At 76.5% G+C, this 10,391-nt stretch carries 10 protein-coding genes and 1 pseudogene; 7 read left to right on the plus strand and 4 right to left on the minus strand.

Annotation, left to right across the window (positions count from 1 at the left end; genetic code table 11):
- Positions 1-477 (minus strand): annotated as a pseudogene (locus AC0CYZ_RS06285) (isochorismate synthase); the annotation flags it as partial.
- Between the two features lie 125 nt (positions 478-602).
- Here AC0CYZ_RS06285 and AC0CYZ_RS06290 point away from each other — a divergent pair.
- Together AC0CYZ_RS06290 and AC0CYZ_RS06295 are read left to right on the plus strand one after the other, a co-directional pair.
- Positions 603-1,883 carry a cytochrome P450 gene (locus AC0CYZ_RS06290; protein WP_472213407.1) on the plus strand — a complete coding sequence of 427 codons (1,281 nt, stop codon included), beginning with the start codon at positions 603-605 and terminating at the stop codon, positions 1,881-1,883.
- Positions 1,884-2,006: 123 nt separating this feature from the next.
- A complete protein-coding gene (locus tag AC0CYZ_RS06295; RefSeq protein ID WP_472213409.1) occupies positions 2,007-2,402 on the plus strand; it encodes a VOC family protein in 396 nt (131 codons plus the stop codon).
- 94 nt (positions 2,403-2,496) lie between these two features.
- Here AC0CYZ_RS06295 and AC0CYZ_RS06300 read toward each other — a convergent pair whose 3' ends face one another.
- The gene (locus AC0CYZ_RS06300) at positions 2,497-3,783 is read right to left on the minus strand and encodes an FAD-dependent oxidoreductase (RefSeq protein WP_472213411.1); all 1,287 of its coding nucleotides are present in this window, start codon (positions 3,781-3,783) and stop codon (positions 2,497-2,499) included.
- A 106-nt stretch (positions 3,784-3,889) separates the two neighbouring features.
- On the opposite strand from AC0CYZ_RS06300, the gene AC0CYZ_RS06305 reads away from it, so the two are divergent.
- The 3 genes from AC0CYZ_RS06305 to AC0CYZ_RS06315 all read left to right on the plus strand — a co-directional run bounded on the left by AC0CYZ_RS06305 (position 3,890) and on the right by AC0CYZ_RS06315 (position 5,675).
- Positions 3,890-4,528: a TetR/AcrR family transcriptional regulator gene (locus tag AC0CYZ_RS06305; protein WP_472213413.1), complete on the plus strand. Its 639-nt coding sequence runs from the start codon at positions 3,890-3,892 to the stop codon at positions 4,526-4,528.
- Between the two features lie 27 nt (positions 4,529-4,555).
- Positions 4,556-5,341 carry a tyrosine-protein phosphatase gene (locus AC0CYZ_RS06310; protein ID WP_472213415.1) on the plus strand — a complete coding sequence of 262 codons (786 nt, stop codon included), beginning with the start codon at positions 4,556-4,558 and terminating at the stop codon, positions 5,339-5,341.
- Between the two features lie 127 nt (positions 5,342-5,468).
- On the plus strand, positions 5,469-5,675 hold the full coding sequence (locus AC0CYZ_RS06315; protein WP_472213417.1) for a hypothetical protein: 207 nt from the start codon (positions 5,469-5,471) through the stop codon (positions 5,673-5,675).
- On the opposite strand, the gene AC0CYZ_RS06320 is transcribed toward AC0CYZ_RS06315, so the two are convergent.
- Positions 5,672-7,627, minus strand: coding sequence for a homocysteine S-methyltransferase family protein (locus AC0CYZ_RS06320; protein WP_472213419.1), 1,956 nt, complete (start codon positions 7,625-7,627; stop codon positions 5,672-5,674). The two genes, AC0CYZ_RS06315 and AC0CYZ_RS06320, sit on opposite strands and share 4 nt — an antisense overlap.
- Positions 7,624-8,943 carry a PucR family transcriptional regulator gene (locus tag AC0CYZ_RS06325; protein WP_472213421.1) on the minus strand — a complete coding sequence of 440 codons (1,320 nt, stop codon included), beginning with the start codon at positions 8,941-8,943 and terminating at the stop codon, positions 7,624-7,626. Before AC0CYZ_RS06325 ends, AC0CYZ_RS06320 begins: the two co-directional genes overlap by 4 nt.
- 102 nt (positions 8,944-9,045) lie before the next feature.
- Between AC0CYZ_RS06325 and wrbA the strand changes: the two genes are divergently transcribed.
- Both wrbA and AC0CYZ_RS06335 read left to right on the plus strand, forming a co-directional pair.
- Positions 9,046-9,741 (plus strand): NAD(P)H:quinone oxidoreductase, encoded by a 696-nt coding sequence (gene wrbA, locus AC0CYZ_RS06330; protein WP_472213423.1) that lies wholly within the window; start codon positions 9,046-9,048, stop codon positions 9,739-9,741.
- 170 nt (positions 9,742-9,911) lie between these two features.
- On the plus strand, positions 9,912-10,391 hold a 480-nt coding region (locus tag AC0CYZ_RS06335), incomplete at its 3' end, for a helix-turn-helix domain-containing protein (RefSeq protein WP_472213425.1).

The following is a 10,391-nucleotide window of genomic DNA, read 5'->3' on the forward strand; positions in this document are numbered from 1 at the left end:
CGCCTCGAGGTCGAGGACGCGGGCGAGCACGACCTTCTCCAGCTCGCCGAGCGACATCCGGCGCAGGGCGTCGGCGACCATCGCCTCGTAGCCGGCCGGCTCGGGCACCGACCGCGCACCCCAGCGCGGGCCGGGGCCCCCTGCAGCGGGGACGGGGACCGAGCGCCCCAGCGGCGGCGACCAGGTCACGCGACGGGGCACGACGAGCGCCGCCTTGCCCGTAGGGTCGAACGGGAGGGCCCCGACGACGACCGCCGGCTCCCGCTCGGACGCGACCAGGTCGGCGAGCACCCCACCGACGTCGTCGGGATCGTCGAGACGGTGGACCGCGCCCTCGGCCAGCAGGCCGCCGCGCGGACCCGAGAACCAGGTGCCGCGCCCGGAGCGCCACCGGGCGAGCAGCGCCGCGGGGTCACCGGAGGGTCCCCGGACGGCGGCCGCGACGGCTCGCAGATCCACCGCGCTCTCGCTGGTCACCTGGCGACTCCCTTCCGGCGTGGCCCACGGCTGGCATCGTTGGGGGGACGCCGACTACATCCCACTCTCGCCCGGTCCGCCCGGCCCGGCCACGTGAGCCGTACCGCACGAGAGGTACACGACTGATGACGCTCCGCCCCTCGAGGTCCCTCCGAGACGACCTCGCCCTCGGGGGACGGATCACCGCGATGCGTCTCGGGGGCCTCGCGCTGGCCCTGCGCGGTGATCCCGTCGCCCGGCTCATGCACAAGCCCTGGCGGTACGACCCGTACCCCACCTACGCGGCGGTCCGTGGCGAGGGTCTCGCACGCAGCCGGGTCGGGCTCTCGGCGGTCGGGACCCACGCGCTCTGCGAGCAGGTCCTGCGCGACCGGCGCTTCGGCGTGCGCCTCGCCGACGGCCGCCCGCCGTTCGCCCCGGAGGACGCGGAGTCCTCCCTGCTCGAGCCGGTCGACCTGTCGCTGCTCGGGATGGACCCGCCCGATCACACGCGTCTGCGCCGCCTCGCCGCGCCGACGTTCACCCCGAAGCGGCTGGAGCGCTACCGGACGGTGGCGGAGGAGATCACCGGGAGACTCCTGGACGACGCCGCCGCCCGCGGCCGGTTCGACCTGGTGCGCGACCTCGCCGCCCCGCTGCCCATCACGGTCATCGCCCGGCTGCTCGCCATCCCCTCGGTCGACGCGGACCGCTTCGCCCGCTGGGGCCGGGCGCTGGCGACCGCGCTGGACGGCGTCCGGTCCGTGGCCCACGCCCACGAGCTCTCCCGCACCACCGCCGAGGCGCGGGAGCTGTTCACCGACCTCGTCGACCGCCGCCGCGCGGACCCAGGCGAGGACGTGGTGTCGCAGCTCGTCGGTGCCCTGGACGCCGGGCAGATGTCCCTCGACGAGCTGGTCTCGCTGGCCCAGCTGCTGCTGGTCGCGGGCTTCGAGACGACCACCAACCTCGTCGGGAACGCCGTGCGCGCCCTGCAGGCCACCCCCGGCCAGTGGGAGGCGCTCGTCGCGGACCCGTCGCTCGCGGGCGGCGCGGTGGAGGAGACGCTGCGCTACGACCCGCCGGTGCAGCTGACCGCGCGGATCGCGCACGAGGACACCGAGCTCGCCGGGGTGCCGTTCCGGCGGAACTGGGGCGTGCTCGTCCTCGTCGCCGCGGCAGGCCGCGATCCGGCGGCGCACCCCGACCCGGACCGTTTCGACCTGCACCGGGTCCCGACGACGCCGCACCTCGCCTTCTCGGGCGGCGCGCACTACTGCCTGGGCGCCGCGCTCGCCCGACTCGAGGGCGAGGTGGCGCTGCGGATGCTCGCCGAGCGGGTGCCGGGCCTGCGCCGGGCCGGACGGGTGGTGCCGAAGACGGCGACCATCCTCCGCGGCCCGCGCACGTTCCCGGTGGCCGCCTGAGCCCCGTCTCGGCAACGGGACGTTCCTGACGCCCGACGCCAGGAACCCGGCGTCCGGGGCCGCGCCCCCGCCGAACGGACGGGAGGTGGTGTCGCCGACGACCGCGCCGGGCACGCGAGCGGCATGCCTGCGATCCCCGCCATCCACCACGTCGCGATGTCCGTGAGCGACCTCGCGGTCAGCGAGCCCTTCTATCAGAAGCTCTTCGGCGCCGAGCCCGCGATGACCCTCGCCGACGGCCCCTTCCAGCGGCGCGTCTTCGCGCTCGCGGACGGCCAGCTCTTCGGGCTCACCCAGCACGACACCGCCTCGGGCGACGACCGTTTCGACCCGGTCCGCGTCGGGCTCGACCACGTCGGGTTCGGCTGCTCCGACCCCGACGCGGTGGCCGCCTGGCGGGACCACCTCGACGCCGTCGGGATCGAGCACAGCGGCATCGTCGAGGCCGACTACGGGCTGGCGCTGTCGGTGAAGGACCCGGACGGCAACGCGCTCGAGTTCTTCATGCTGGCCGGCTGACGGTCGGAGGCCGTCGACGAAGCGGATCGACTGCCACTGGGTGCAAGCGTCGACGCTTCGCTGGCACTGGTGGCCGGGGCGGCGCAGGACCCGGTCAGCCGGCCGGGACCGGCATCGGGGCCCGGCGCGCGAACTCCGGCGCGTGCTCGGGCAGCGCGCCGACGCCGACCAGCCGCGCCGGCACCCACTGCAGGACCGGGAAGCGGTCGATGAGCCGGACCGGCAGCGGGATCTCGGTGTCCTGCTGCCCCGTGAAGTCCGAGGAGAGCAGCGGCGCCAGCACCCGGCGGTGGGCGAGGTCCTGCAGGGTCTGCGTGACCACGGTCGGGAAGGTGCGGCGACGCTGCACCGACGACGCCGCCGTCGCCACCGCGGCCGCGTCCCCCGCGCGCAGCGGTCCGGCGAGCACCCGGCCGGCGGCCACCGCGTCCTGGATCGCCAGGTTGATCCCGACCCCGCCGACGGGGGACATGGCGTGCGCCGCGTCCCCGATGCAGAGCAGCCCGGGCGCCGACCAGCGCCGGAGCCGGTCGAGCGAGACCTCGAGCAGCTTCACGTCGTCCCAGTCCGCGATCGCGTCGAGCCGGCCCGCCATCCACGGGTTCATGTCCTCGATGAAGTCGCGGAACACCTGGATCGACCCCGAGCGCAGCCGCGCGTCGGTGCCCTTCCCGATGATCAGGGCGCACTGGTAGTAGTCGCCGCGGTCGAGCAGGACCATGAACCGGCCGCGTCCCATCCGACCCAGGCCGCCGTCGGGGTCGCCCTCGTGGCGCGGGACCCGGAACCACTCGACGTCGAGCGGCACGTCGTAGCGGTGGAGCGGGAGCCCGGACTCGGCGCGCAGTCGCGAGTCGCGTCCGTCGCAGGCCACGACGAGGTCGGCGGACAGCTCGGACTCAGGGCCGAGGGTGCCGTCCTCGGCCCGGTCGGCCAGCCGGACCCCGGTCACCCGGTCACCGGTGCGCACCGTGCCCGTGACCTCGGTGTTCATCCGCAGCGTGAAGGTCGGCTCCTCCTCGGCCGCGGTCGCGAGCATGTCGAGCAGGTGCCACTGCGGGACCATCGCGACCATCGGGTGCGGCGCGTCGAGCCGCGTCAGGTCCGCGAAGTCCACCTCCCCGGCATCGAGCCGCACGCGCGCGTGGGTCAGCGCCCGGTAGGGCAGCGCGTCGAAGCGCGGCCACAGCCCCAGCTCGTCGAGCAGCGTCAGCGTCGAGGTGTGGACGGTGTCGCCGCGGAAGTCGCGCAGGAAGTCGCCGTGCTTCTCGAGCACCGTGACCTCGACGCCGGCCCTCGCGAGCAGCAGACCCAGGATCATCCCGGCGGGGCCGCCCCCGACGACGCAGCAGGTCGTCCTCGACGTCGTCTCCTCGGTCACCGTGACCGCCTCCTCGTATAGCGAATGTTCTTTCACTATGATGGACCCCGCGGGCACCAGCGTCAAGGCGAACAACCGTTCACGAAAGCGGGAGGGTGGGTCCGGTTTGCCCCGAATCACCGATGAGCGCCGCGAGGCACGCCGCACCGAGATCGTGGCCGCGGCACGACGATGCTTCGCGCGCGACGGCTTCCACCAGACCTCGATGCCCGACATCGCGCGCGAGGCGGGGATGTCGGCCGGGGCGTTCTACCGGTACTTCCCGAGCAAGGAGGACGTGATCGTCGAGATCGCCGGCCAGGCCTTCGGGGCCATGGCCGGGCGCATCGGGGCGGCCGGCGACGGGCGCCCCCCGGCCATCGGCGACATCGTCGCGGCCGTCGTCGGCCCGATGGGCAGCGAGACGATCACGCTGCCCTCGGGTGAGGTCGTCCCGACCGCCGAGCTGGCCCGCTGCGGGGTCCAGGCCTGGGCCGAGCTGCTGCGCGACGAGTCGCTGCGCCAGCGCGCGGCGCTCGGGTTCGACGCCGTCCGGAACGGGATCGCGCAGACGCTGCGACGGGGGCAGGAGGGCGGGGTCGTGCCCGCCGAGCTCGACCCCGACGACGGGGCCCGCGTCGTCATCGCCCTGCTGCCCGGCTTCATCCTGCAGCGCCAGGCCTTCGGGCTCGAGGACGTCGACGGCTTCGTCCGGGCCGTCCACACGCTGCTGGGCCGGGCCCCGGCCGTCGAGCCGTCCGGCTGATCGACATCGGTGCGAGGATCACCCCTCGTGAGGAACCCGTTGCGGCGGCTGCGCCGACTCCGGCGCGAGGCCGCCGTCGTCCGTGACGTCGAGGCCCACGTGCCGCCGGGTCCGCCGTGGACGAACATCCGCGACGTCGCCGGGCTCCCCACCGTCGACGGCCGCCGCACGCGGCCGGGCGTGCTCCTGCGCGGGGACGCCCCCTTCGCCGACGACGGCCCGGCCTCGCCCGGCTGGCCCGAGGGCCTGGCGTGGCCCCCGGGGGTGGCGATCGACCTGCGCGGCGACCGCGAGCTCGACCACCCCTACCCGCTGTCCGGGGAGACCACCCGCTGGGTGCACCTGCCCCTGGTCGACTCGCTGTCCCCGGAGCTGCTCGCCCGCGGCCGCGACGACGGGCTCGAGGCGGGCGAGCTCTACCTCGGCCTGCTCGACGCCGCGAAGAGCTGGCTCCCGACGATGCTCGACGCCGCGATCGACGGGCCCCACCCGGTCCTCGTGCACTGCGCCGCGGGCAAGGACCGCACCGGGGTGGCCGTCGCGCTGCTGCTGCGCCTCGCCGGGGTCACCCGGGCCGCCGTCGACGCCGACTTCACCCGCACCAACGCCCGCCGCGTGGGCCTGCAGCGGCGGCTGGAACGGCGCGGCGCGATCCGTCCCGGGGTGGTCCCGCCCGGCGACGTCGGGGTGCGCCGCGAACACATCGTCCCGGTGCTCGACCGCCTCGACGGGGACGGCGCCGCGCAGGTCGCGGCCGCCGCCGGCGTCGACGACGAGCGGGTGGAGCAGTGGCGGACGGTCCTCCTGGCCTAACGCCGCGTACGCGTTGTGCCCGGCCACAACCCGCGGGTGACAAAGGCTGTCGCGCGGGACAGTGCCGCGCCGCCGGGCCCCCGGGAGACTGGAGATCGACAGTCACGACGACCCGGACGGTGGATCCATGACGACGCCCGCGACCTGCCCCTGCTGTGGGGTCGTGGTCATGCCGGACGAGTTGAGCTACGACTTCGCGGGCGAGACCGTCGCCTCGCTGACCCGCGAGGTCGCCTACCTCCGCGAAACGGTGGCGCACCTGCGGGCCGCGGTGCACGCCGGCGCCACCCGCGCCGTCCCCCGCCCGGCCCCGATCGAGGCCATCGCGGGCTAGCCCAGCAGCGCCCCCAGGCGGGACACCGCCTCGGCGAGCCCGTCCGGCGTACCCGGGCGGCGCACGACGACGCCGTCGACGAGACCCTCCGCCACCGCCGCCGCCACCAGGTCGGCGGCGAGGTCCAGGCCCGCCGCCGGGTCCTCCCCCGCCCGGCGCGCGGTGGCGAGCACCGGCTCGGGCAGCACGACGTCGGGCACCTCGTGGCGCAGCTGCTCGGCCTCCGCGAAGCCCGACAGCGGGACCACGGTCATCAGCAGCGGTACCCGCGTGCGCGTGGCCTCGAGGCCGGCGCGGACCCGGCGCAGCCGACCGAGCTCGTAGACCGGCCGGGTGACCAGGTACTCCGCGCCCGCCTCCACCTTCGCCCGCACCCGGCCGAGCTCGCGGTCGAGGTCGTCGGCTCCCGGTGTGACCCGGACACCGACCCGGAAGGGGCACGCCACGGGCAGCGACGACCCGTCGGGGTCGACCCCGCGCGCCAACGACGCCGCGAGCTCGACGAGCCCCACGGCGTCGACCTCCCACACCCCGTCGCGCACCGGGCGGTCGGCGTGCACGGGCGGGTTGCCGGTCTCGCACACGAGCGCGTGGACGCCCAGCGCGTCGAGCCCGAGCAGGTCGGCCTGCAGCGCCATCCGGCTGGTGTTCCAGCTGGTCACGGTGAGCATGACGTCGGCCGCGGCGGTGTCCTGCAGGCCCGCGGCGACCGCGGCGGCGCTGGTGCGGGGCCGGCGGGTCCGCTCGCGGCCCGACCAGAGCACCTGCGCACCCGCACCCAGCGCCGCCCGCCCGCGCGCCAGGCACGTCGCGAGGTCGTCCGCCCCCGTCCCGCCGGCCTCCGCGACGAGCAGCGCCGTGCGCCGCCGCGGCCACCCGTCCAGCCACCGGCCGAGCGCGCCCCGCCCCGGCCCCGGAGCGTCGCCCTCGGCGGCGCCGAGCGCCGCGTCCTCGGCCTCGACGTCGGGCAGCGGCACGGTCGCCGGCCGGCCGCCGACGGTGACGAGGGGGCGCTGCGGCGCGGGCGAGGCCTCCAGCAGCAGCGGGTCCGGCGCCGCGGCGAGCGCGGCCGCGGCGGCGGCGACGTGCGCGGGCGTCGTGCCGCAGCACCCGCCGACGAGGCGGGCCCCCGCGGCGACGTAGTGGGCGGCGTAGCGGCCGAAGTGCGCGGTGTCGGAGGCGAAGCGCACCGAGCGGTCGGACACGACGTGGGGCAGGCCGGCGTTGGGCAGGGCGCTGACCAGCACGCCCTCGGGGACGGCCGCGGCCATCCGCCGCACCACGGTCAGCAGGCCCTGCGGCCCCAGCGTGCAGTTCGTCCCGACGGCGACCGGCCGCAGCGCACCCACGATCGCCGCGACCTGCTCCGGGGTCTCCCCGTGGGTCGTGACCGGGGCGCCGTCCTCGTCGACGAAGGTGGCCTGGGCGACGATCGGCAGGTCGCTGGCCTCCCGCGCCGCCGCCACGGCCTCGGCGAGCTCCTCGGCGTGCGCGAACGTCTCGAGCACCAGCAGGTCGACCCCGCCCTCGTCGAGCGCGGCGACCTGCTCCCGGACCGCGGCGCGGACCAGCGCGGCCTCCGGGGGCGGGCCCGCGGCCCGCGGCGAGGTGGCCGGGGACACCGACCCCGCGACGTACACCGGCCGCGACGGGGCCGCGTCCCCGACGACCTCGCGGGCCAGCCGCGCGGCGGCGAGGTTGACGTCGCGGACGCGGGCGCCCAGCCCGTGGCGGGCCAGGCGCAGCCGGCTCGCCCCGTAGGTGTGGGTCTGCAGGACCTCGGCGCCGGCGTCGAGGTAGCGCCGGTGCAGCGCCCCGACCAGCTCCGGGGCGAACAGCGCGAGCTCGCTGCCCGCCCCCTCGACGCGGGCGCCGGTGGCCTGGGCGAGGGTCCCCATCGCGCCGTCGCCGAGCAGCGGTCGCGCGGCGAGCTCGTCGGCGAACCCGCTCACTCCATCCACCCGAGGATCTCGAGGGCGACCTGGGCGGCGAGGCGGTCGTGGTAGCGCTCGAGGGCCAGCCCGGAGAGCTCCTCGGCGCGCCGCAGCCGGTACCCGACGGTGTTGGGGTGCACCGAGAGGGCCTTCGCGGTGCGCTGCGGGCTGCCGTCCTCGCGGAAGTAGCGGGCGAGGGTGCGGATCAGCTCCAGGGTGCGCTCGGAGTCGTCGGTGGCCAGGCGCCCGAGCACCTCGCGCGCGAACGTCCGGGCGTCCTCGGGGTCGGGGACCTGCAGGAGCAGCCGGTGCACGCCGAGGTCGTCGAAGCGCAGCAGCCGGCCCTCCCGCCCGAGGCGCCGGGCGGCCTCGACGGTGCGCCGCGCCTGGTCGTAGGAGCGCGGCAACCCGGCGACGTCGTCGACCTCGCGCCCCAGGGCGACCGTCACCGGCCATCCCCGGTCGGCGTCGCGGCCGCGGGCGAGCGCGACGGCGGTGGCGGTCCCGACGGCGACCGGGTCGGCGGCGGCCGGGACGAGTGCGACGACCTCGTGGTCGCGCACCACGGCGAGGACCCCGGGGACGAGCCGGGCCAGGCGGTCCCGGGCCTCGGCCAGCAGCGGCGGACGGGCCACGCCGGCCCGGACCTCCCCCGCGCCCGGCTCCCCGGTGTGCGGCACGACGACGAGCACCCGGTGCGCGACCCCGGCGTCGAACCCGACGTGCTCGGCCCACTGCGCGGCCTCGGCGGCCGAGCGCGCGCGGTCGAGCAGCAGCCCGGAGAGCAGGTCGTCGCGGACGTGGCCGGCGGCGGCCGCGAGCACCCGCTCCCGGCCCAGGAGCACCCCGACGATCGTGGCGGCGTGCTCGGCGGCGAGCAGGAGCACGTCGTCGCCGTCGAGGGCCGCGGGCCGGTCGCGCCGGACCGGGTCCTCCTCGGCGAGCAGGAACGCCGCGGTCTCGCCGCCGACGACCACCGGGACGACCACCCGCACCCACGTACCGCTGCCCGGCACCCGCAGCGCGCGACCACCCCGCGCGGCCGCGGCGAGGACCCGCTCGCCGCGGGCTCCCGTGACCTCCGCGCGCAGCACCGCCGCGGCGCCGGCCTCGTCGACGCCCGGCGCGCACGCGGCGAGCACGACGTGGCCGGGACCCGGTCCGACGACCCCCGCGACCGCCCCGAGCTCCTCCCCGAGCAGCGCGACGACCGCCGCGGGCCCGGCGTCGTGCGCGGTCGCGAGCGCGGAGAGCCGCCGGTGCAGCACGACGAGGCCGCGCAGCGCTTCGGTGCCGCCGGCGCGCGGGGTGTCCGCCTGACCCGCCGTCGCCACCGGACCAGTGTGCCTCGTCGCACCCGCGGGTCCCGCGGACGCGCGCGCCCAGCGGCCGCGAGAGGGTGACACCCCGACAGCCCGCTCCCCCGGAGGTCCGCGTTGGCCAGGATCGTCGTCGTCTTCTACTCCGCCACCGGCAACGTCGCCGCCCTCGCCGAGGCGCTCGCCGAGGGGGCGCGGGGCGCCGGGGCCGAGGTGCGCGTGCGGCCGGTCGCGGAGCGCGCTCCGCGCGAGGCGATCGAGGCGAACCGCCGCTGGAAGGCGTGGGTGGACGACAACCCCTACGACACCGTGGCCTCCCTCGACGACCTCGAGTGGGCCGACGGGATCGCGCTCGGCAGCCCCACCCGGTTCGGCGCGGCCGCCGAGCAGCTCAAGGCGTTCCTGGACACCACCGGGGGGCTGTGGGCCCATGGCAAGCTCGCGTCGAAGGTGGGGACGTCGTTCACGTCGGCCTCGACCGGGCACGGTGGGCTGGAGGCGACGATCGTCGCGATGAACATGGTCTTCTACCACTGGGGCACGATCATCATGCCGCTCGGCTACGCGGCCGACCCGTCGTTGATGGCGTCCGGGAACCCCTACGGGGCGTCGTGGGTGTCGCGGTCCTCCGCGGCCCCCGACGACGAGGCGCTCGGCGCCGCCCGGGTGCAGGGCGCGCGGTTGGCCGAGGTCGCCTTCGACTCGCTCGAGTCGCTGCAGGCCGCGCTGAACTCGCCCGAGGGCGAGGCGGCCGCGGGCGACCTCGAGAACTTCGCCACGGGCGGCGCGACCCTACTGGTCGCGCACGATTAGGTGCGCTCCGCGCTCGTGAGCACTGATCCGCGCCATAGCACGCTGTCTGTGCTCAGGACTTCGTGGACAGTTGCTGTCTCAGCACATCGCGGACACTGAGCAGGCCCCTGCGGGTGGGCTGGTCGTGGTGGTGACCAGCCTGCTCGGGTGTGGGCAGGACAGGGTTCGAGATGGATCCAGCGCTCGTGGCCGCGGTCGCCAGGGCCGCCGCCGGCGAGAAGATCAACGTCAGTCGGGTGTGCCGGGAGGCGGGGGTGTCCCGGTCGGCGTTCTACCTCAAGCTCGCCCGGTTCCAGGCCGAGGGCAGCGCCGGGCTGGCGCCACGCTCGCGGGCGCCGCACTCGTGTCCGGGCACCACCGCCGAGCATGTGGGCGAGGCGGTGGTGCGGGCCCGCAAGGAACTCGCCGACGAGGGCTGGGACCACGGTGCGTTGAGCATCCGCTGGCGGCTGCTCGACATCGCCGGCAGCGGGGTGCACCCCACCGGCGGGCCGGTGCTCGACCTCGCTGAGGTCCCCTCGCGGGCCACGACCCACCGCATCCTGGTCGAACGCGGCCAGGTCGTCCCCCAGCCGCGGAAGCGACCTTCGGGTGGGCGGCGGTTCGTGCACCCGGCCCCGAACGCGGTCTGGCAGATCGACGGCACCGAC

The sequence above is a fragment of the Actinomycetospora sp. genome, assembly GCF_055612215.1.